Origin of the sequence: Streptomyces sp. NPDC005722, from assembly GCF_040630935.1 — a bacterium.
Lineage (GTDB): Bacteria > Actinomycetota > Actinomycetes > Streptomycetales > Streptomycetaceae > Actinacidiphila.
Genome location: NZ_JBEXYN010000013.1, coordinates 48,364 through 67,769 on the forward strand (window position 1 = coordinate 48,364; position 19,406 = coordinate 67,769).

Annotated in this window: 22 protein-coding genes; 15 read left to right on the top strand and 7 right to left on the bottom strand. The window is 71.9% G+C overall.

The annotated features are described in order from the left end of the window. Window positions 1-39: 39 nt before the first annotated feature. Entirely contained in the window at window positions 40-267 is a 228-nt protein-coding gene (locus tag ABZ479_RS17210; RefSeq protein ID WP_499606341.1) for a hypothetical protein, read from the bottom strand. Window positions 268-822: 555 nt separating this feature from the next. Here ABZ479_RS17210 and ABZ479_RS17215 point away from each other — a divergent pair. Continuing rightward, window positions 823-1,125: a hypothetical protein gene (locus tag ABZ479_RS17215; RefSeq protein ID WP_500462385.1), complete on the top strand. Its 303-nt coding sequence runs from the start codon at window positions 823-825 to the stop codon at window positions 1,123-1,125. A gap of 32 nt (window positions 1,126-1,157) precedes the next feature. On the opposite strand, the gene ABZ479_RS17220 is transcribed toward ABZ479_RS17215, so the two are convergent. Continuing rightward, complete coding sequence (locus ABZ479_RS17220) at window positions 1,158-1,736, bottom strand: hypothetical protein (RefSeq protein WP_499606343.1); 579 nt, start codon at window positions 1,734-1,736, stop codon at window positions 1,158-1,160. 106 nt (window positions 1,737-1,842) lie between these two features. Here ABZ479_RS17220 and hemL point away from each other — a divergent pair, with 106 nt between their 5' ends. The 8 genes from hemL to ccsB all read left to right on the top strand — a co-directional run bounded on the left by hemL (window position 1,843) and on the right by ccsB (window position 10,389). Further along, window positions 1,843-3,156 carry a glutamate-1-semialdehyde 2,1-aminomutase gene (hemL, locus tag ABZ479_RS17225; protein ID WP_499606344.1) on the top strand — a complete coding sequence of 438 codons (1,314 nt, stop codon included), beginning with the start codon at window positions 1,843-1,845 and terminating at the stop codon, window positions 3,154-3,156. After that, entirely contained in the window at window positions 3,153-3,827 is a 675-nt protein-coding gene (locus tag ABZ479_RS17230; RefSeq protein ID WP_499606345.1) for a histidine phosphatase family protein, read from the top strand. The genes hemL and ABZ479_RS17230 overlap by 4 nt, the downstream gene beginning before the upstream one ends. Window positions 3,828-4,086: 259 nt before the next feature. Next, window positions 4,087-5,406 carry a polysaccharide deacetylase family protein gene (locus ABZ479_RS17235; RefSeq protein ID WP_500462386.1) on the top strand — a complete coding sequence of 440 codons (1,320 nt, stop codon included), beginning with the start codon at window positions 4,087-4,089 and terminating at the stop codon, window positions 5,404-5,406. 90 nt (window positions 5,407-5,496) lie between these two features. Next, entirely contained in the window at window positions 5,497-6,069 is a 573-nt protein-coding gene (locus ABZ479_RS17240) for a type 1 glutamine amidotransferase domain-containing protein (protein ID WP_500462387.1), read from the top strand. An 87-nt stretch (window positions 6,070-6,156) separates the two neighbouring features. Further along, window positions 6,157-6,774, top strand: coding sequence for a TlpA family protein disulfide reductase (locus ABZ479_RS17245; protein WP_500462388.1), 618 nt, complete (start codon window positions 6,157-6,159; stop codon window positions 6,772-6,774). A gap of 1 nt (window position 6,775) precedes the next feature. Then, the gene (locus tag ABZ479_RS17250) at window positions 6,776-7,534 is read left to right on the top strand and encodes a cytochrome c biogenesis CcdA family protein (protein WP_500462389.1); all 759 of its coding nucleotides are present in this window, start codon (window positions 6,776-6,778) and stop codon (window positions 7,532-7,534) included. 3 nt (window positions 7,535-7,537) lie between these two features. Next, complete coding sequence (gene resB / locus ABZ479_RS17255) at window positions 7,538-9,310, top strand: cytochrome c biogenesis protein ResB (protein ID WP_500462390.1); 1,773 nt, start codon at window positions 7,538-7,540, stop codon at window positions 9,308-9,310. Further along, window positions 9,307-10,389, top strand: coding sequence for a c-type cytochrome biogenesis protein CcsB (gene ccsB, locus ABZ479_RS17260; RefSeq protein ID WP_500462391.1), 1,083 nt, complete (start codon window positions 9,307-9,309; stop codon window positions 10,387-10,389). The genes resB and ccsB overlap by 4 nt, the downstream gene beginning before the upstream one ends. 12 nt (window positions 10,390-10,401) lie before the next feature. Here ccsB and ABZ479_RS17265 read toward each other — a convergent pair whose 3' ends face one another. From ABZ479_RS17265 to ABZ479_RS17275, 3 genes are read right to left on the bottom strand one after another with little or no spacing between them, the layout of a single operon-like run. After that, complete coding sequence (locus ABZ479_RS17265) at window positions 10,402-11,355, bottom strand: isopenicillin N synthase family dioxygenase (protein ID WP_500462392.1); 954 nt, start codon at window positions 11,353-11,355, stop codon at window positions 10,402-10,404. Further along, window positions 11,352-11,798 (bottom strand): nucleoside deaminase, encoded by a 447-nt coding sequence (locus ABZ479_RS17270; protein ID WP_500462393.1) that lies wholly within the window; start codon window positions 11,796-11,798, stop codon window positions 11,352-11,354. The genes ABZ479_RS17265 and ABZ479_RS17270 overlap by 4 nt, the downstream gene beginning before the upstream one ends. 21 nt (window positions 11,799-11,819) lie before the next feature. Continuing rightward, on the bottom strand, window positions 11,820-12,230 hold the full coding sequence (locus tag ABZ479_RS17275) for a PLD nuclease N-terminal domain-containing protein (RefSeq protein ID WP_500462394.1): 411 nt from the start codon (window positions 12,228-12,230) through the stop codon (window positions 11,820-11,822). A gap of 87 nt (window positions 12,231-12,317) precedes the next feature. Between ABZ479_RS17275 and ABZ479_RS17280 the strand changes: the two genes are divergently transcribed. Together ABZ479_RS17280 and mqnP are read left to right on the top strand one after the other, a co-directional pair. Further along, window positions 12,318-13,769: a menaquinone biosynthesis decarboxylase gene (locus ABZ479_RS17280; RefSeq protein ID WP_500462395.1), complete on the top strand. Its 1,452-nt coding sequence runs from the start codon at window positions 12,318-12,320 to the stop codon at window positions 13,767-13,769. After that, window positions 13,766-14,689 (top strand): menaquinone biosynthesis prenyltransferase MqnP, encoded by a 924-nt coding sequence (gene mqnP / locus ABZ479_RS17285; protein WP_500462396.1) that lies wholly within the window; start codon window positions 13,766-13,768, stop codon window positions 14,687-14,689. Before ABZ479_RS17280 ends, mqnP begins: the two co-directional genes overlap by 4 nt. 28 nt (window positions 14,690-14,717) lie before the next feature. On the opposite strand, the gene ABZ479_RS17290 is transcribed toward mqnP, so the two are convergent. Together ABZ479_RS17290 and ABZ479_RS17295 are read right to left on the bottom strand one after the other, a co-directional pair. Further along, window positions 14,718-15,341 carry a magnetosome magnetite crystal formation protein family gene (locus ABZ479_RS17290; protein ID WP_500462397.1) on the bottom strand — a complete coding sequence of 208 codons (624 nt, stop codon included), beginning with the start codon at window positions 15,339-15,341 and terminating at the stop codon, window positions 14,718-14,720. Between the two features lie 44 nt (window positions 15,342-15,385). After that, window positions 15,386-16,030: a rhomboid family intramembrane serine protease gene (locus tag ABZ479_RS17295; RefSeq protein WP_500462398.1), complete on the bottom strand. Its 645-nt coding sequence runs from the start codon at window positions 16,028-16,030 to the stop codon at window positions 15,386-15,388. 191 nt (window positions 16,031-16,221) lie between these two features. Between ABZ479_RS17295 and ABZ479_RS17300 the strand changes: the two genes are divergently transcribed. The 4 genes from ABZ479_RS17300 to ABZ479_RS17315 all read left to right on the top strand — a co-directional run bounded on the left by ABZ479_RS17300 (window position 16,222) and on the right by ABZ479_RS17315 (window position 19,338). After that, window positions 16,222-16,911 (top strand): UbiX family flavin prenyltransferase, encoded by a 690-nt coding sequence (locus ABZ479_RS17300; RefSeq protein ID WP_500462399.1) that lies wholly within the window; start codon window positions 16,222-16,224, stop codon window positions 16,909-16,911. Window positions 16,912-16,992: 81 nt separating this feature from the next. Beyond that, the gene (locus ABZ479_RS17305) at window positions 16,993-17,448 is read left to right on the top strand and encodes an Lrp/AsnC family transcriptional regulator (RefSeq protein WP_500462400.1); all 456 of its coding nucleotides are present in this window, start codon (window positions 16,993-16,995) and stop codon (window positions 17,446-17,448) included. A gap of 47 nt (window positions 17,449-17,495) precedes the next feature. Beyond that, window positions 17,496-18,659 (top strand): aminofutalosine synthase MqnE, encoded by a 1,164-nt coding sequence (gene mqnE, locus ABZ479_RS17310; RefSeq protein WP_500462480.1) that lies wholly within the window; start codon window positions 17,496-17,498, stop codon window positions 18,657-18,659. Window positions 18,660-18,819: 160 nt separating this feature from the next. Beyond that, the gene (locus tag ABZ479_RS17315) at window positions 18,820-19,338 is read left to right on the top strand and encodes a GNAT family N-acetyltransferase (protein WP_500462401.1); all 519 of its coding nucleotides are present in this window, start codon (window positions 18,820-18,822) and stop codon (window positions 19,336-19,338) included. The last annotated feature ends 68 nt before the right edge of the window (window positions 19,339-19,406 follow it).

The window sequence follows — 19,406 nt, forward strand, 5'->3', positions numbered from 1 at the left end:
CATGCGGGACAGACGTTCGAGCGGCTATCCTCCGCCGCCTCAGGCGGTATGACGCAGATACAGCGCGCCGCAACTGTGGCAGAACGGCTGCGCCTGCGGCGTCCCCCACACGTCCTCCGCCTGCACGGCCGCCGCGGGGGACAGCTCCCGCCCGCACAGTCCCGTCGCGGCGCCGTCCTCGACCATGTGCCACGCCCGCAGCGGGCTGTCGCCGGCCGGGCCGCCGTCCTCGGTGTCGTACTCCGCGCGCATCTCGTACACGGGCATCGTGGTGCCTCCGGGTGGGTCATGTCCTTTATCGGGTAGCAGGTCCAGTATGTCCGGGCCTTGCGCCTCCGGTGATCGCCGCCACGCCGGGGCGGGCGGGCCGTGGCCGACGGGGCCGGGCGGGTGGTCCAACGCGCCTGCGGTTCCGGTGAGTTCGGCCCCGGTGGACGGCACCCCTCCCTCGCCCCGTGTCGCCGGCGCGTTCCGAACGGCCCGGCCCCGGGGGCGCCCCCGCGTGACCGGTGGGCGGCGGACCGTCACCGACTTCGTCACCCTTCGTGGGCGGAGAAGTTCCCACCGCATGAATGAAGTCCGGAATTAGGGGATTTCACCCTATGTATTGACTGCGGGGAGTAATGGAACCTAAGGTTCATGTCAGAGGGTGACTCCTAGGAGCCGCATCCCGTCCGACAGTTCAGGTCCGTGATGGTGCGTCCGCCCCCAGAGGCCCGGGCGCACCTTCCGTCGCACCGGTGCCACGCGCACCGTCGGTGCGACCCGCGCACGGTCGTACGCGACCGGCGCCGACGTTTCCGCACCTCGAAGGGAACGACCATGCGCGTCCAGAGCATGACCATCCGCCGGGTCGCCGCAGCGGCACTGGCGGCACCGATCCTCGCCCTCGTCGGAGCCGGTGCGGCCGGCGCGGCGCCGCAGCAGGCGGCTCCCGCCTCGCACCAGTCCGTCGTCTCCCACGGGGACGGCTGCCGGGGCTACGGCGACTGGGGTTACGGGTGGCGTTACAACCACCACTTCCCCAACGACTGCGGCTACGGCTATGGCTTCGGAGGTTACGGCGGTTACGGCTACGGCTACGGCGACCGCTACGACGACGGCGTCGTCGTGGTGGTGCTGTAACCCTCAGTGAACCCGCGTCCGCCCGGCGCCCGTCACGGCCACACCAGGCAGTACAGCTGGTGCCCGCTCTCGTGGCAGCGCTGGGCGAAGTCCTGCCACTCGTGCAGCATCTTGTAGATCACGAACGCGTCCCGGGGGCCACGGCGGTCGGGGACGGTGGACCAGATGAACGCGGCGGCGCCGAGGGCCTCCTCGTCGGCCTTGCGCAACGGCTCGACGACGGAGTGGGGCAGTTTGACGACGGCGTAGTCGGGATGGAGCACGACGAGTTCCAGCGGCGGGACCTTCGCCGGGGGTATGCCCTCGATCCCGGTCAGCACCATCGCGGCCATCGTCTCCGGCTTGACCTTCGTGTACATGCCCTGGCCCAGCTCGTCGCCGCCCAGTTCCTCGGGCCGCATCGAGATGGGGACCCGTGCGGCGGTCGCACCATCGGGTGCGCCGAAGTACTTGTAGGTCACCCCCACTCGGCCACCCCTGCTCCCGCTTTTCTCAACGGCCATGTCGCGCTCTTTCGGCGGCCGGCGGCGCCGACCGGTGGGGCGGGCGTGCTCCGCGTCGGGGTCGTCCGCCCCGCCGCCCACGTCACCGCGTTCGCCACCGCGCTGCATTCCACTACCCGACCATCCGCAGACCCAACCGCGCAACCCGATCATCGTCTCAGATGCACGGTCGATACCTCGTCGCGCAACGCCCGGCATTTGAGAGCATGTGCTTGTGAGCTATCCGTACGCCTACGAAGCGCCAGTTTCTCAGACCTTGTTCGATCGAGCAGCCGCCGTGACCCCTGGTGGGGTGAACAGCCCGGTACGCGCCTTTCGTGCGGTGGGCGGTACGCCCCGGTTCATGGTGTCCGGATCCGGTCCCTACCTGAAGGACGCGGATGGTCGCGAATACGTCGACCTCGTCTGCTCGTGGGGGCCGATGATCCTCGGCCACGCCCACCCCGAGGTGATCGCCGCCGTGCAGGCGGCGGTTGCGCGGGGTACGTCCTTCGGCACGCCCGGTGAGGGCGAGGTGGAACTCGCCGAGGAGATCGTGGCGCGCGTCGCGCCGGTGGAGCAGGTGCGGCTGGTCTCCTCCGGCACCGAGGCCACCATGTCGGCGATCCGGCTGGCGCGCGGGTTCACCGGCCGGGCCAAGGTGATCAAGTTCGCGGGGTGTTACCACGGTCATGTGGACGCGCTGCTGGCCGCCGCGGGTTCCGGCGTTGCCACTTTCGGGTTGCCCGACACCCCCGGGGTGACGGGCGCGCAGGCCGGCGACACCATCGTGCTCCCCTACAACGACCTGGAGTCCGTACGGGCCGCGTTCGCCGCGCACCCCGGCGAGATCGCCTGCGTGATCACCGAGGCGTCGCCCGGCAACATGGGCGTCGTGCCGCCGGCGGAGGGCTTCAACCAGGGCCTGGCCGACCTCTGCCGGGAGAACGGCGCGCTGTACGTCTCCGACGAGGTCATGACGGGCTTCCGCGTCTCGAAGGCCGGTTGGTACGGCATCGACGGCGTCCGCCCCGACCTGATGACCTTCGGCAAGGTGATGGGCGGCGGCTTCCCCGCCGCGGCGTTCGGCGGCCGTGCCGACGTGATGGCGCACCTCGCGCCCGCCGGCCCGGTCTACCAGGCGGGCACGCTCTCCGGTAACCCGGTGGCCACCGCCGCGGGCCTGGCCCAGCTGCGGCTGCTGGACGACGCGGTGTACGGGACGGTCGACTCCGTCGCCGCGGAGGTGTCGGGCCTGGTCTCCGCCGCGCTCGCCAAGGAGGGCGTGGCGCACAGCCTGCAGACCGCGGGCAACATGTTCTCGGTGTTCTTCACCGAGCGACCGGTGACCGACTACGACGAGGCCAGGAAGCAGGAGGCGTTCCGCTTCACCGCCTTCTTCCACTCGATGCTCTCCCAGGGCGTGTACCTGCCACCCTCCGCCTTCGAGTCGTGGTTCGTGTCGTCGGCGCACGACTCGGCCGCCCTCGAACGCGTCGCCGCCGCCCTGCCGGCCGCCGCCCGAGCCGCCGCGGAGGCCACGGCATGAGCGAGATCACGGTCGTCCACCTGATGCGGCACGGCGAGGTGGAGAACCCCACCGGCGTCCTCTACGGGCGCCTGCCCGGCTACCACCTGTCCGACCTGGGGCGGAAGATGGCCGACCGGGTCGCCGAACACCTCGCGGGCCGCGACATCCGCCACGTCGTGGCCTCCCCGCTGGAGCGCGCCCAGGAGACCGCGGCGCCGATCGCCGCGCTGCTCGGTCTGGACGTCGCGAGCGACGAGCGGCTGATCGAGGCGGACAACGTCTTCCAGGGCAAGACCTTCGGCGTCGGCGACGGCGCGCTCAAGCGTCCCGCCAACTGGAAGCACCTGGTCAACCCGCTCCGGCCGAGCTGGGGCGAGCCGTACGCGGACCAGGTCGTCCGGATGACGGCCGCGCTGGAGGCGGCCCGGGACGCGGCCCGCGGCCACGAGGCGGTGTGCGTCAGCCACCAGCTGCCGATCTGGATCGTGCGCAGCGCCGTCGAACAGCGGCGCCTGTGGCACGACCCGCGCAAGCGGCAATGCACGCTGGCGAGCCTGACGTCCTTCACCTTCGAGGACGACCGGATCGTCTCCGTCGGCTACGCCGAGCCCGCCCGCGACCTGGTCCCGGCGCACCTGCTGGCCGGGGCGAAGCCGGTCAAGGGCGGCAGCAAGGGCTTCGGCGCGTAGGCAGCGCTCGTCGGGCTCCCCGGGCCAACGGCCGGGGGAGCCTTCCGGCGCGGGCCGGACGCGTCGAGACGAAGCCTCCCTGCCGCAGGCTCCGGTCACGGAAACGGGCGCCTTCCGGCACACCCCGTGACGCCCGCCGCCGCGCGGCCCGATCCGTGCCCGTCCCGGTGAAATACCGCCCGCCGGGAAGGAACCCGTCGCGCGCGCACGGCATCTAGCGCGGTGAGGCCGAGGCGAGGTACGGGAATTGGGGCGCGGAATGCGGGACATCAGCCGACGAGGAGTGCTGGGCCTGGCGGCCGGAGCGGCCGCCGCCGGGCTGGCGGGCTGTGCCGGGGAGGGCGCGGGCGGACGGCACGCCGGCGGGGCGTCCGAGCCGTCGTCGCCGTCCGCGAGCAGCACGCACGGGCGGCCCTCCCCGTCCCCGTCGGTGCGGACGATAGGCGACGGCTCCACGGCCGACACCGGGCCGCAGCCCCACCAGCCCGTGGTGGAGCGCCTGGAACCGGGGCAGACGCCGCCGCAGTTCGTGATCTTCTCCTGGGACGGGGCGGGCGAGCTGGACAACGGCCTCTTCGCACGGTTCCGGAAGCTCGCGGTCGAGCACGACGCGAAGATGACCTTCTTCCTCTCGGGCGTCTACCTGCTCCCCGAGTCGAAGAAGAGGCTCTACAAGCCGCCGTGCAACCCCGTCGGCGCCTCCGACATCGGGTACCTCACCGACGCCCACGTCCGCGCCACCCTCGAACAGCTGCGGCTGGCGTGGCTGGAGGGCCACGAGATAGGCACGCACTTCAACGGCCACTTCTGCGCGGGATCCGGCTCGGTGGGCCGCTGGAGCCCGGCCGACTGGCGCAGCGAGATCGACCAGGCCGTGGGCTTCGTGGAGAACTGGCGCACCCACACCGGGTTCACCGACCTGCCCCCGCTGCCCTTCGACTACCGCAAGGAGCTCGTCGGCGGCCGCACCCCCTGCCTGCTGGGCCAGCGTTCGCTGCTGCCCACCGCCGCCCGCCTGGGCTGGCGGTACGACGCCAGCGGGCCGGGCGGTCTGCAGGTGTGGCCGGGCAAGAGCCACGGGCTGTGGGACCTGCCGCTGCAGGCGGTGCCCTTCCCCGGCCGCTCCTTCGAGGTGCTGTCGATGGACTACAACATGCTGGCCAACCAGTCGGTGAACTCCACCCGCGGCAACCCCGCCCACTACCCGGCGTGGAAGCGGCAGGCCCGCGACGCCTACCTGGCGGGTTTCAGCCGGGCGTACGGGAGCAACCGCGCGCCGCTGTTCATCGGCAACCACTTCGAGCAGTGGAACGGCGGGATCTACATGGACGCCGTCGAGGACGCGCTGCGGCGCATCGCCGACCACCGGGACGTACGGCTGGTGTCCTTCCGCCAGTTCGTGGACTGGATGGACGCGCAGGACCCGAAGGTCCTGGCCAAGCTGCGCACCCTCGGGCCGGGGCAGCGCCCGGCGGGCGGCTGGCGCCGCTTCCTCGCGCAGGAACGTTCCTCCGGGTCTCCTTCCTCCGGGTCCCCTTCCTCCACCCTCTCCCCTTCCGCCCCCTCCTCTCCCTCTTAGCCCCTCCATCCGTTTCGTCCCGATGGCGGCGGGCAGGCGAGCCGGTGAGCGGGAACGCCCCGCAGTGCCGGACCGAGGAGGAGGGAAGCCATGCCCGCGACCCTGCACGGGAGGAAGATCGCCTTCCTGGTGGCGCCGGAGGGCGTCGAGCAGGCCGAACTCACCGGCCCGTGGGAGGCCGTACGCGAGGCGGGCGGCACGCCCAGGCTGATCTCCACCCGCCACGGCCGGGTCCAGGCCTTCGAGCACCTCGACCGGGCCGCCACCTTCCCCGTCGACGACACGCTCGGGGAAGTGATCGCCGCGGACTTCGACGCGCTGGTCCTCCCCGGCGGTCTGGCGGGCCCCGACCTGCTGCGCATGGACGCCGACGCCGTCAGCTTCACCAGGGACTTCTTCACCGAGGGCCGCCCGGTCGCGGCGATCTGCCATGCGCCGTGGCTGCTCGTGGAGGCCGGCGTCGTGCACGGACGCACCCTCACCTCCTGGCCCAGCGTGTGCACCGACGTCACCAACGCCGGGGGCACCTGGCTCGACCAGGAGGTCGTGGTCGACTGCGACGGCCCGAACGTGCTGGTCACCAGCCGTGGGCCCGGTGACCTCAAGGCCTTCCAGGACGCCCTGGTGGAGGAGTTCGCGCAAGGGACCGGGAGCGCCGATTAGCCGTCGCTTACTTGGGGCATTTGCCGCTTTCGGCAAAGCTGTCGGGGGTGCGCAAGATCGCCCCAGGCCTCATGCGAAACTTTTCACATGAGTCCTACGCGCGCCCTCCGACGCCGTCCGCTCCACGGTGCCGCGGCACTCGCCGGGGCAGCCGCGTTCGCGCTGGCCGTCACGGCCTGCTCCACCTCCACCGCGTCCTCCAACGGCACCGGCTCCGGGACCAACTACGTCGGCGGCACCGGTGAGATCTCCACCGTCGACCGGGGGCACCGGGTGGCCGCACCGGAGCTGAGCGGGAAGTCCGTCGAGGGCGCCCCGCTCAGCCTCGCCGACCACAAGGGCAAGGTCGTCGTCCTCAACATCTGGGGTTCGTGGTGCCCGCCCTGCCGGGCCGAGGCGCCCCACCTGGCCAAGGTGGCGAAGGAGACCGAGTCCCAGGGCGTGCAGTTCCTCGGCATCAACACCCGGGACCTGCAGACCGCCCAGGCCAAGGCCTTCGAGAAGGAGTTCGCCATCCCCTTCCCGAGCTTCTACGACCCGTCCGGCGACCTGGTGCTGCGCTTCCCCAAGGGCAGCGTCAACCCGCAGGCCATCCCCTCCACGCTGATCATCGACCGCCAGGGGAAGATCGCGGTGCGCGCCCTGAAGGAGCTCGGCGCCGACGAACTGCACGAGGTCCTCGACCCGGTGATCGCGGAGAAGTGACGTGAGCGCACTCGCCGCCGGCGCCAACCAGACCGTGATGAACGGCGCCCTGCTCGCCGCCGTGCCGATCGCCCTCCTGGGCGGCCTGGTCTCGTTCTTCTCGCCGTGCGTGCTGCCGCTCGTCCCCGGCTACCTGTCGTACGTGACCGGCGTCACCGGCACCGACCTCGCCGAGGCCCGGCGCGGCCGGATGCTCGCCGGCGCGTCGCTGTTCGTCCTCGGCTTCACCGCCGTCTTCGTCTCCGGCGGCGCGCTGTTCGGCAACTTCGGCTGGACGCTGCAGGAGCACAAGGCGGTCATCACCAAGGTGCTCGGCGCGCTCACCATCGTCATGGGCCTGGCGTTCATGGGCCTGGTCGGCGGCATCACCCAGCGCGAGTTCCGCTTCCACCGCAGGCCCACCATGGGCCTGGTGGGGGCGCCGCTGCTCGGCCTGCTCTTCGGCATCGGCTGGACCCCGTGCATCGGCCCGACCCTGGCCGCCGTCAACACGCTCGCCTTCAACGAGGCCAGCGCGGGCCGCGGCGCGCTGCTCACCGCCGTCTACTGCCTCGGCCTCGGCCTGCCGTTCATACTGGCCGCCGTCGCCTTCCGCCGCGCGCTCGGCGCGTTCGGCTGGGTCAAGCGCCACTACGTGTGGGTGATGCGGATCGGTGGTGGCATGCTCGTCGCCGTGGGCCTGCTGCTCGTCACCGGCGTGTGGGACCACATCGTCTACCAGATGCAGATCTGGTCGTCCGGCTTCACTCCAGGGATCTGATCGATGAGCTCCAAAGACACCGCGGGGACGTCCCCCGGCGCGGCGGCGGACAGCGCCGCCGACCTCGGCGCGGCCGGCGCCCAGCTGTCGACCGCGCCCGTCGAGGACCTGGGCCAGGCCGTTCCCGGCTCCTTCGGCGGTGTCCGCGGGCCCGGCACGGCCGGCGCCATCGCCTGGACCGGCCGCGAGGCCGTGGGCTGGGGGCGCTGGACGTGGCGTCAGCTCACCTCGATGCGGGTCGCGCTGATCCTGCTCTTCCTGCTGTCGCTGGCCGCCGTCCCCGGCTCGCTGGTGCCGCAGACGAGCGTCGACGAGATCAAGGCGCAGAACTTCAAGGACGCCCACACCACGGTGGCGCCGCTCTACGAGAAGCTCGGGCTGTTCAACGTCTACAGCTCGGTGTGGTTCTCGGCGATCTACATCCTGCTGTTCGTCTCGCTCGCCGGCTGCATCGTCCCGCGCAGCTGGCAGTTCGTCGGCCAGCTCCGCGCCAAGCCCCCGGCGGCCCCGCGCCACCTCACCCGGCTCCCGGCGTACGCGACCTGGCGCACCGAGGCCGAGCCGGAGGCCGTGCTCACCGCCGCGCAGCGCGCGCTGCGCGGCCGCCGCTTCCGCACCCAGGTGGCCGGCACGGCGGTCGCGTCGGAGAAGGGCTTCCTGCGCGAGGCCGGCAACCTGCTGTTCCACGTCGCCCTGTTCGGGCTGCTGATCTCCTTCGCGGTGGGCGGGCTGTTCAAGGCCGAGGGCGGCAAGCTGATCGTCGAGGGCGACGGCTTCAACAACACGCTCACCCAGTACGACGACTTCAAGCCGGGCACCTTCTACAACGCCGACGACCTCGACACCTTCGGCTTCAAGCTGGACGGCTTCAACGCCTCGTACGCGCGCAGCGGCCCGCAGAAGGGCACCCCGCGCACCTTCCGCGCCAACATCCAGTACTGGACGAGCCCGGGCGGCGCGCGGACGAAGACCGCGATCGAGGTCAACGAGCCGCTGGAGGTGGGCAGCTCCAAGGTCTACCTGATCGGCCACGGCTACGCGCCCGTCGTCACCGTCAAGGACGGCCAGGGCAACGTCGTCTTCCAGGGCCCGGTCCCGTTCCTGCCGCAGGACGGCAACCAGACCTCGGTCGGCGTCATCAAGGCGATGGACGTCCGCGACCACGCCGACAACAAGACCCAGTACGGCTTCCAGGGGCTGTTCACCCCGACCTTCGCGCTGAACGCGCAGCAGGGCCCGCACTCGTCCTTCCCGGCCCTGGACTACCCGGCGCTCGTCCTGACCGCCTACCACGGCGACCTGGGCGTGGACGCCGGCCTGCCGCAGAACGTGTACCAGCTCGACACCAAGAAGATGAAGCAGTTCAAGGACGCCGACGGCCGGATCGTCAGCAAGGCGATGAAGCCGGGGGAGACCCTCGCGCTGCCCGGCGGCGACGGCTCGCTCACCTTCGACGGCGTCAAGACCTGGGCCACCTTCCAGGTCTCCCACCAGGTCGGCAACGGCTGGGCACTGATCAGCGCCGTGGCCGCGATCGCCGGCCTGGCCGGCTCGCTGTTCATCCAGCGCCGCCGGATCTGGGTGCGCGCGGTGCGCGGCGCCGACGGCACCACCGTCGTCGAGCTGGCCGGTCTCGGCCGCAGCGAGTCGGCGCGGATCGCCGACGAGCTGGGCGAACTCGCCGCCGGCCTCACGGCCACGGCCCCGCCGCTGCCCGCGGCGGACCCCGAAGCCTCCGAAGAACCCCTGCCCCACGACGAAGGAGCGCGCGCGTGACCACCGCTGCCGCGGTCAACGAGAACGTCGCCCACATCAGCAACCTACTGATCTACTCGGCGATGGCGGTCTACACGCTGGCCTTCCTCGCCCACATCGCGGAGTGGGTCTTCGGCGGCCGCAGCAAGGTCGCCAGGACCTCCGCCGCGCTCGCCCCCGCCGCTGGGTCCGCGCCCGCGGTCACCGTGACCGTGAAGCAGGGCGGCGGCACCGCCACCCTGGCGCGTCCCGAGGTCGTCACCCGTGCCTCCGCCGCCGACCGCGGCTTCGCCGACGGCCCCGGCGCGGCGGGCGACACCGAACAGGGCGACCTGTACGGCCGCATCGCGGTCTCCCTGACCGTGCTGGCGTGGGCGCTGCACGTGGGTGCCGTCGCGGCGCGCGCCATCTCGGTGCAGCGCGCCCCCTGGGGCAACATGTACGAGTTCTCCACCACCTTCGGCGCCACGGCGGTCACCGCCTACCTGGTGCTGCTCCTGCTGGGCAAGAAGGTCCGCTGGATCGGGCTCTTCCTGACCACCTCGGTGCTGCTCGACCTCGGCCTCGCCGTCTCGGTCCTCTACACCGACAGCGACCAGCTGGTCCCGGCCCTGCACTCGTACTGGCTCTGGATCCACGTCTCCTGCGCCATCATCTCCGGCGCGGTGCTCTACCTGGGCGCGGTCTCCAACGTGCTCTACCTTTTCCGCGACCGCTACGAGACCGGCCTCGCGGCCCCGGGCGGCAGCAACGAGGGCGCCTGGGCGAACATCATGTACCGGCTGCCGTCCGCCGCGAGCCTCGACAAGTTCGCGTACCGCGTGAACGCCATGGTCTTCCCGCTGTGGACGTTCACGATCATCGCCGGCGCGATCTGGGCCGAGGCCGCCTGGGGCCGCTACTGGGGCTGGGACCCCAAGGAGACCTGGTCCTTCATCACCTGGGTGGTCTACGCGGCCTACCTGCACGCCCGGGCCACCGCCGGCTGGAAGGGCCGCAAGGCCGCCTACCTGGCGCTGCTCGCCTTCGCCTGCTTCCTGTTCAACTACTACGGCGTGAACATCTTCATCACCGGCAAGCACTCCTACGCCGGCGTCTGACCCGGCCGGGGCTCAGCCCAGGCCGATCGCGTCCAGCTTCGCCCGCAGGTACGCGTGCGAGTCCACCGGCTCGTACGCGTGCCTGCCGACAGGGGCGGGCAGCGGCGCGACGCGGGTGCCCGGGTCGCACTCGTAGAACCACACCAGCGACATCAGCTCCTCCGCCGGGGCGTCGGCCGGCGGGGGCAGCACGCGGTGGCGCCCGGAACGCCAGCGGTCGCCGGTCCAGCGGGCCATCAGGTCGCCGATGTTGACGGTGAGGGAGCCGGGCTCCCAGGGCGCGTCCTGCCAGCCGTGCTCGTCGGTGTGGACCTGGAGGCCGCCCCTGCCCCGCTGGCGGTCGAGCACGGTGACCGTGCCGAAGTCGGTGTGCGGGCCGATCCTGAACTGCCCCGGCTCGGGCGGTCCGACCACGTCGGTGCCGGGGTACCAGTTGATGTTGAAGCCCCAGGTGGGGTGGCGGGTGTGCCGGGTGAAGAGGTCCCCGGGCCCGCCCAGGGCGGCGGCCAGCAGCTCCAGCAGGTGGTCCGAGAGCTCGCGCATCGCCGCCACGTACGCGCCCACCAGCGGCCGCAGCCGCGGCGCCTCGGCCGGCCAGAGGTTCGGCAGGAACCACTCGGCGTCCACCACCGGGTCGCCGGTCGGCTCCTCGGCGGCGAACGACCAGGACTCCTTCAGGTCCGGCGGGGTGGCCGTACCCTCCGCGTGGCCGTTGGCCTCCGCGCCCGGGCCCAGCCAGCCGCGGCCGCCCACCCGTACCGCGTACGGCTCCTTGACGGCGGCCGGCAGCCGGAAGAAGCCGCGGGCGGCCTCCCGGATCGCCGCGCGCAGTGCCGGGTCGACGCCGTGCCCGGTGACCAGCAGGAAGCCGGCCGAGCACAGCGCCTCGTCCACGGTGGCGGCGACGCGGGCCCGGGCGGCGACGTCGCCGGTGAGCCAGGGCCCGAGGTCGATGGTGGGGATCATGCGCCGATGTCCTCGTTCCACAGGTCGGGCCGGGCCGCGACGAACTCCGTCATGAGGGCGACGCACTCCGGGTCGTCCAGCAGGACGATCTCCACGCCGTGCTCCGCCAGCCAGTCGTGGCCGCCGTGGAAGGTGCGGGCCTCGCCGATGACGACCCGGGAGATCCCGAACTGCCGGACCAGGCCGCTGCAGTACCAGCACGGCGACAGCGTGGTGACCATCGTCGTGCCGCGGTAGGAGCGCTGCCGTCCGGCCGCGCGGAACGCCGCCGTCTCGCCGTGCACCGAGGGGTCGTCGTCCTGCACGCGGCGGTTGCGGCCGCGGCCCAGCACCGTGCGCCCGTCCGGGCCGTACAGGGCCGCCCCGACCGGGATCCCGCCCTCCGCGAGGCCCGCCCGGGCCTCCGCCACCGCCGTCGCCAGCATCGCCCGCGCGTCGTCCATGACGCCCAGTGTCCCGCAGGATCAGCCGCGGGGCCGGTTGTCCTGGCCGTCGCCGGAGCCGCCCTCGCGCTGCCGCAGCTCCTCCTCACGGCGCCGCAGGTCGGCCTCCCAGCTCTTCAGCAGCTGCTCGTCCTTCTTGTTCTCCTCGCGGAGCGAGTGCAGGAACTCCGGGTTGTCGTCCGGCGCGACCCACTGCGTGCGGTGGTTGCGGTGCCACTCCGCGGGGGTGCTGCCGCCCGCCGGGGCCGTGCGGTGCTTGCCGGCCACCAGCCAGGCGATCGGGCCGATCAGCACCTCGCCGAAGAGCAGGATGACGATGACCCAGATGACCTTGGGGAGGCCGCGGACCTGCTCCTCGGGCGTGTTGAGGCAGTCGATGAAGGCGTAGATCCACAACGCCAGCACCAGCAGGAACGGGATGTACCGGATCATCGCGGAAGTGCCCCCCAGGCAGCGGCGGCGGGGCACGGCGGGCCCCGGTGACGGGTACAGGGTAGTGCGTGCCGGATACTGGACCGCATGGCATACGACGATCTTCGCTCGCTGCTGAGGGCCCTGGAGAAGGAGGGCGACCTCAAGCGCGTCAAGGCAGAGGTCGACCCGTACCTGGAGGTCGGTGAGATCGTCGACCGCGTCAACAAGGCGGGCGGCCCGGCGCTGCTGTTCGAGAACGTCAAGGGCTCCTCGATGCCCCTGGCGATGAACGTCTACGGCACCGACCGCCGGCTGCTGAAGGCACTCGGCCTGACCTCCTACGCCGACATCGGCGACCGCATCGGCGGGCTGCTCAAGCCGGAGCTGCCGCACGGCTTCGTCGGCGTGCGCGAGGCCTTCGGCAAGCTCGCCGGGATGACGCACGTGCTGCCGAGGAAGGTGAAGGACGCGCCCGTCCAGGAGGTCGTCCTCACCGGCGACGACGTCGACCTGGACGCGCTGCCCGCGCTGTTCACCTGGCCCGAGGACGGCGGCTCCTTCTTCAACCTCGGCCTGACGCACACCAAGGACCCCGAGACCGGCGTCCGCAACCTGGGCCTGTACCGGCTGCAGCGGCACGACCGGCGCACCATCGGGATGCACTGGCAGATCCACAAGGACAGCCGCAACCACTACCAGGTGGCCCAGCGGCGCGGCGAACGGCTGCCGGTGGCCATCGCGTTCGGCTGCCCGCCCGCCGTGACGTACGCCTCCACCGCGCCGCTGCCGGGCGACATCGACGAGTACCTGCTGGCCGGCTTCGTCGGGGGCAGGCGCGTCGAGATGGTCGACTGCAGGACCGTGCCGCTGCAGGTGCCCGCCCAGGCCGAGGTGGTCCTGGAGGGCTGGCTGGAGCCCGGGAAGATGCTGCCCGAGGGGCCGTTCGGCGACCACACGGGCTTCTACACCCCGCAGGAGCCCTTCCCGGCGCTGACCATCGACTGCGTGACCATGCGGAAGCGGCCGCTGCTGCAGTCCATCGTGGTCGGCCGGCCGCCGACCGAGGACGGTCCGCTGGGCCGCGCCACCGAGCGGTTCTTCCTGCCGCTGCTGAAGGTCATCGTGCCGGACATCGTGGACTACCACCTGCCCGAGGCCGGCGGCTTCCACAACTGCGCGATCGTCTCGATCGACAAGAAGTACCCCAAGCACGCCCAGAAGGTGATGCACGCCATCTGGGGCGCGCACATGATGTCGCTGACCAAGCTGATCGTCGTGGTCGACGCCGACTGCGACGTGCACGACCTGCACGAGGTCGCCTGGCGGGCGCTCGGCAACACCGACTACGCCCGCGACCTGTCGGTCGTCGAGGGGCCCGTGGACCACCTCGACCACTCCTCCTACCAGCAGTTCTGGGGCGGCAAGGCCGGCATCGACGCGACCAGGAAGCTGCCCGAGGAGGGCTACACCCGCGACGGCGGCTGGCCCGAGATGGTGCTCCCCGACCCGGAGACCGCCGCGAAGGTCGACCGCCGCTGGAAGGAGTACGGCCTGTGAGCGCCGAGTCCGCGACCCCGGACCTCTTCGGACCCTCGCCCCGCCCGGACGGCAAGGTCCGGGCGTTCCTGCGGCTGGTGATGATCGAGCACTCGGTCTTCGCGCTGCCCTTCGCCTACATCGCCGCGCTCAGCGCGATGTTCGCCGAGGACCGGTCCGTCCACTGGTTCCAGCTCCTCCTGATCACCGTCGCCATGGTCGGCCTGCGGACCTTCGCGATGGCCTGCAACCGGATCATCGACCGCGAGATCGACGCCCGCAACCCCCGCACCGCGGGACGCGAACTGGTCACCGGCGCGGTGTCGGTGCGCTCGGCGTGGACCGGCGCGCTGATCGCCGTGGTGTTCTTCCTGGGCGCCGCCGCGCTGCTCAACCCGCTCTGCCTGGCGCTGGCGCCGGTCGCGGTGGTCCCGATGGTGGTCTACCCGTACGGCAAGCGGTTCACCGACTACCCGCACGCCATCCTCGGCCTCGCCCAGGCCATGGGCCCGGTCGGCGCCTGGCTGGCGGTCTCCGGCTCCTGGTCGTGGGACGCGGTGATCCTCGGCCTCGCGGTGGGCGTGTGGATCGGCGGCTTCGACCTGATCTTCGCCTGCCAGGACGTCGCGGCCGACCGCGCCCACGGGGTGCGCTCGGTGCCGGCCCGCTTCGGCGTGGACGGCGCGCTCCACGGTGCGCGCGCGAGCCACGTCGTGACGACCGTGCTGCTCGTCTGGTACGGGCTGGCGGTCGGCGCGGGGGCCTTCTGGTGGGTGGGCATGCTGATCGTGGGCGGCGCCTTCGTCTACGAGCACAGCATCGTCAAGCCCGGCGACCTCAGCCGGCTCAACCGGGCGTTCTTCACGGTCAACGGCTTCATCGGCATGGCGCTGTTCCTCTGCGCCCTGCTGGACCTCGCGGTGCGCGGCCTGGGCGTCTGACGCCCGGGCCGCGGCCGGCCGCGTTCGCTCAGCCGCGCACGAACGGCAGGGCGAAGAACTTCGGGTAGCTCCACCACTGGCCGCCGTTGGCCTTGGTGCTGCCGATGATGCAGAAGACCAGCCCGGCCAGGAGGTGCAGCCCGGCCAGGGCCAGCAGGCCGAACGCCACGAACGGCAGCCAGACCGGTCCGCCGTGCTCGTACGCGGCCAGGGCGGCGAAGCCGCCGCCGTAGCCGAGGATGCCGAGGAGGCCCACGATCGCCGTCGTGATGCCGTAGTTGATCCCCTGGGCGGCGTGGTGCCGGATGAAGGGGTCGTGCTTGTTCCGCTCGCTGGAGCGGATGACCAGCGGGGCGATCCAGGTCAGCGCCCAGCCGACGCAGCACATGCTGCTGCCCGCCACCAGGGTGAGCAGCGCCCCCAGATGGGCCCACATGGCCGGCGTGGTCGGCGGCCGCAGCGGCGGGGGCGGGTACGGCAGCGGCCCGTGGGCGTAGCCGTAGCCGTACGGCGGCGGCGGGGGAGCCGGCGGCGCGTAGGGCGGTGGCGGCGACGGCATCGCGTGGGGGCCGGGCGCCGGGCCCTGCTGCGGCGGCACGGGCGGTGCCGTGTCCCGCGGTGGTACCTCGTCGTGCTTGCCGAAATCGGTCATGGAGAACCGCTCCCCCCGTCGCGTCGTCCCCGGATCCTACGACCTCATCTGATCAGCCCGTCCGCGGGGCGGTCCCGGAAGAGGAAGGCGCCCACGACGCCGCCGACGAGGCCGAAGAGGTGGCCCTGCCAGGAGACCCCCTGCGCGGTCGGCAGCACGCCCCACAGGATCGAGCCGTACGCCACCGCGACGATCAGGCCGACCGCGATGTCGATCAGGCGCCGGTCGACGAAGCCGCGCACCAGCAGGTAGCCGAACAGGCCGAAGACGACGCCGGAGGCACCGGCGGTGTTGGTGTGCTCCGGGGCCACCAGCCAGACCCCGCCGCCGCTCGTCATGACGATGACGAAGACCACGCTGAGCAGGCGGCCGGTGCCCCGCAGCGCCGCGAGGAAGCCGAGCACCAGCAGCGGCAGGCTGTTGGCGGCGACGTGGTCGAAGCCGAAGTGGATGAAGGCGGCCGGGATGATGTCCCGCAGCTCGCCGATCTGCCGCGGCACGATGCCGAAGGTGTCGAGCGCGTGATGGGTCATCACGTCGACGCACTCGATCAGCCAGAGCAGCCCCACCCAGATGAACATGATCGCCGCGGCGGTCTTCGCCCGCTCGCCGGGACCGGGCAGCGTGTGGCCGCGCACGCGCCGCCGGGCGTCACCGGCGTCGTGCCCCGCGATGGGTTCGTACGCCACAGGTCCCCCCTCGTGGTTGTCCACCCCCCGCCCGGTGGGCCGGGCCTCCCTCACGGTAGACAACGACGACGGCATCCGCGGCGGTTCCCGGGCCTACTCGTCCATTCCGCCCATCATGAACCCCGTCGTGGCCGCCCGTGCCGTCCCGGGGGCCGGGCGGGGCCCTGCCGGCGGCCGGATAGGCTCGCCGCATGGACGACAGCGAGCGCGGGACGCCGTGGGTGGTCGGGGTCTCCGGGGCCTCCGGGACGCCGTACGCCGCGGCGGTGCTGCGGGCCCTGCTGCACGCCGGGGAGTCGGTGGACCTGGTGGTCAGCCGGGCCGCCCGGCTCACCGTCCTGGACGAGACCGGGTCGCCCTTGCGGGACGCGCACTGGCGCGAGGACCTCGGCCGCTGGCTGGCCCGCGGCGCGGACGGCACCCCGGACCGGTTCGAGACCGACCTGGGCCGGGTGCGGTACTGGTCCGCCGGTGACCTCGCGGCCGGGCCCAGCTCGGGCTCGTACCCGGTCAAGGGGATGCTGATCGTGCCGGCGAGCACGGCCTGCGTGGCGGGCGTCGCCCTCGGGCTCTCCAAGGACCTGCTGCAGCGGGTGGCGAGCGTCACCCTGAAGGAGCGCCGCCCGCTGGTGGTCGCCGTACGGGAGACGCCGCTGGGCGGCCAGACGCTGCGGCACCTGGTCGCGCTGGACGAGGCGGGCGCCGTGGTGCTGCCGGCCTCGCCCGCCTTCTACGCGGGGGCCCGGGACATCCAGGACCTGGTCGACTTCGTCGCGGGACGGGTGCTGGACGCCGTACGGGTGCCGCACAAGCTGTACCGCCGCTGGGAGGGCGAGCTGGGCGCCGCCGGGGCCGGTGCCGACGCAGCTGCCGCGGATTGATGCGCAGGGCACATCCCCGTTCATGCCTTAGATTCTTGTCCTGGCAGCGCAGTCGCGGCACGAATGAAGGGGTCCAGTCTGATGGACGCGGTGGACAGGCAGCTCATTCAGGCCCTCCGTGAGAACGGCCGGGCCTCGTACGCCGAGCTGGGCCGGCTGGTGGGCCTGTCAGGACCGAGTGTCACCGACCGGATCAACCGGCTGGAGCAGGCCGGTGTGATCACCGGTTACCGCGCCACGATCCGCCCCGCGGCCCTCGGCCTCGGCGTGACCGCGCTGGTGGGCCTGCAGCTCAGCGACGCCGCCGACCACGAGGACGTGGCGACCCGGCTGCGCGACCTGGACGAGATCGAGGACTGCTGGTTCATCGCGGGCGACGACTCGTACATGCTCAAGGTGCGCGTCCCCGACGTGGACGGCCTGGAGCACACCATCCGCCGGCTGTCCGGCACCAAGGGCGTCGCCCGCACCCGCACCACGGTCGTGCTGTCCACGAAGTGGGAGGACCGGGTCGGGGAACTCCCCGAGAACATCTAGGCGTAAGGTCGAACGGTCGATTTCGGATGGTGAAGGCGAGGCGGGCGATGGACGCGGGGCTCAAGCGCGAGTTGGAGGAGAAGGTCTACGCGGGTGAGCGGCTGACCCGCGAGGACGGCATCGCCCTCTACGAGTCCGACGACCTCGCCTGGCTGGGCGGTCTCGCCCACCACGTGCGGACGCGGAAGAACGGCGACGTCGTCCACTTCAACGTCAACCGCCACCTCAACATGACGAACGTCTGCACCGCCTCCTGCGCGTACTGCTCCTTCCAGCGCAAGCCGGGGGAGAAGGACGCGTACACGATGCGCATCGAGGAGGCCGTCCGGCTGGCGAAGGAGATGGAGGGGGACAACCTCACCGAACTCCACATCGTCAACGGCCTCCACCCGACGCTGCCGTGGCGCTACTACCCGCGGTCGCTGAAGGCGCTGAAGGAGGCCCTGCCGGACGTCTCCCTGAAGGCCTTCACCGCCACCGAGATCCACCACTTCGAGACGATCTCCGGGATGGGCGCGAGCGAGATCCTGGACGAGCTCATCGAGGCCGGTCTGGAGTCGCTGACCGGCGGCGGCGCCGAGATCTTCGACTGGGAGGTGCGGCAGCACATCGTCGACCACCGCACCCACTGGGAGGACTGGTCGCGCATCCACCGCCTGGCGCACGAGAAGGGCCTCAAGACCCCGTGCACCATGCTGTACGGGCACATCGAGGAGCCCCGGCACCGGGTGGACCACGTGCTGCGGCTGCGTGAACTGCAGGACGAGACCGGCGGCTTCCAGGTCTTCATCCCGCTGCGCTACCAGCACGACTTCGTCGACCTGAAGGACGGCAAGGTCCGCAACACCCTCCAGGCGCGGACCACGATGGCCACCGGCGCCGAGGCGCTGAAGACCTTCGCCGTCTCCCGGCTGCTGTTCGACAACGTGCCGCACGTGAAGGTGTTCTGGGTCATGCACGGCGTGCAGACCGCCCAACTGGCGCTCCAGCACGGCGCGGACGACATGGACGGCTCGGTCGTCGAGTACAAGATCACGCACGACGCCGACAACTACGGGACGCCCAACAAGCTCACCCGCGACGACCTGCTGGAGCTCATCACGGACGCGGGCTTCCGCCCGGTCGAGCGCAACACCCGGTACGAGATCATCCGCGAGTACCCGGGTCCCGACGCGGCGCGCCGCGAGTCGCCGCAGCCGATGCGCCTGTGACACCGGACGGCCGGGCGGGTGACCGGGTGCGTGACGTCGTGTGACGGCCCGCACCCGGACGGCACCGCCCGGCCCGCCGAGGCCTCGCCTTAACCCCGATGTCTTCCGGTGGCCGGGCGCCCGTCGAACGCAGTCAGCCTCGGTGCCTAAGGTGTGCGCCATGGCACTGCGCTACACCCTCGACCCCGAGCTCACCCCCGGTCTGCGGGAACAGCTCGTCTCCCTGTGGACCGACGTCACCAATGCGGGCGGCGCCGTCGGCTTCGTCCCGCCCGTGGGCCGGGCGGACGTCGCCCTCGAAGCCGAACGGCACTACTCGGCGCTGGCCGATGGCAGGGCGCACATGGTCGCCGGTTTCGACGGGGACCGGCTCGCCGCCGCGACCTTCCTCACCTTCAACACCCACCGCCTGATGCGGCACTGGGCCTGGCTCTACACCGTCATGGTCGACCCGTCCCTCCAGGGCCGCGGGCACGGCGCGGAACTGATGCAGGCGGCGGAGCGGACGGGCCGCGACCTCGGCCTGGAGGCGCTGAAGCTCACCTGCCGCAGCGGCATGGGCCTGGAGCGCTTCTACGCCTCGGCCGGCTACAAGGAGGTCGGGCGCGTCCCCTCGGCGATACGCGTCGCCCCGGACGACGACCGCGACGACATCACGATGTGGCTCCCGCTGACCTGACCGCCACGGCCCCGTGCTTCACTGGTAGGGGTACGTCCGGTACGTCCCGCAGGCCGTGACGAGGGAAA

Excerpts from the sequence above, each read along its gene's own strand:
- ABZ479_RS17210 (WP_499606341.1), bottom strand. The coding sequence starts at position 267 with ATGCCCGTGTACGAGATGCGCGCGGAGTACGACACCGAGGACGGCGGC.
- ABZ479_RS17215 (WP_500462385.1), top strand. The coding sequence starts at position 823 with ATGCGCGTCCAGAGCATGACCATCCGCCGGGTCGCCGCAGCGGCACTG.
- ABZ479_RS17220 (WP_499606343.1), bottom strand. The coding sequence starts at position 1,736 with ATGCAGCGCGGTGGCGAACGCGGTGACGTGGGCGGCGGGGCGGACGAC.
- ABZ479_RS17230 (WP_499606345.1), top strand. The coding sequence starts at position 3,153 with ATGAGCGAGATCACGGTCGTCCACCTGATGCGGCACGGCGAGGTGGAG.
- ABZ479_RS17235 (WP_500462386.1), top strand. The coding sequence starts at position 4,087 with ATGCGGGACATCAGCCGACGAGGAGTGCTGGGCCTGGCGGCCGGAGCG.
- ABZ479_RS17240 (WP_500462387.1), top strand. The coding sequence starts at position 5,497 with ATGCCCGCGACCCTGCACGGGAGGAAGATCGCCTTCCTGGTGGCGCCG.
- ABZ479_RS17245 (WP_500462388.1), top strand. The coding sequence starts at position 6,157 with ATGAGTCCTACGCGCGCCCTCCGACGCCGTCCGCTCCACGGTGCCGCG.
- resB (WP_500462390.1), top strand. The coding sequence starts at position 7,538 with ATGAGCTCCAAAGACACCGCGGGGACGTCCCCCGGCGCGGCGGCGGAC.
- ABZ479_RS17265 (WP_500462392.1), bottom strand. The coding sequence starts at position 11,355 with ATGATCCCCACCATCGACCTCGGGCCCTGGCTCACCGGCGACGTCGCC.
- ABZ479_RS17270 (WP_500462393.1), bottom strand. The coding sequence starts at position 11,798 with ATGGACGACGCGCGGGCGATGCTGGCGACGGCGGTGGCGGAGGCCCGG.
- ABZ479_RS17275 (WP_500462394.1), bottom strand. The coding sequence starts at position 12,230 with ATGATCCGGTACATCCCGTTCCTGCTGGTGCTGGCGTTGTGGATCTAC.
- ABZ479_RS17280 (WP_500462395.1), top strand. The coding sequence starts at position 12,318 with ATGGCATACGACGATCTTCGCTCGCTGCTGAGGGCCCTGGAGAAGGAG.
- ABZ479_RS17290 (WP_500462397.1), bottom strand. The coding sequence starts at position 15,341 with ATGACCGATTTCGGCAAGCACGACGAGGTACCACCGCGGGACACGGCA.
- ABZ479_RS17300 (WP_500462399.1), top strand. The coding sequence starts at position 16,222 with ATGGACGACAGCGAGCGCGGGACGCCGTGGGTGGTCGGGGTCTCCGGG.
- ABZ479_RS17305 (WP_500462400.1), top strand. The coding sequence starts at position 16,993 with ATGGACGCGGTGGACAGGCAGCTCATTCAGGCCCTCCGTGAGAACGGC.
- mqnE (WP_500462480.1), top strand. The coding sequence starts at position 17,496 with ATGGACGCGGGGCTCAAGCGCGAGTTGGAGGAGAAGGTCTACGCGGGT.
- ABZ479_RS17315 (WP_500462401.1), top strand. The coding sequence starts at position 18,820 with ATGGCACTGCGCTACACCCTCGACCCCGAGCTCACCCCCGGTCTGCGG.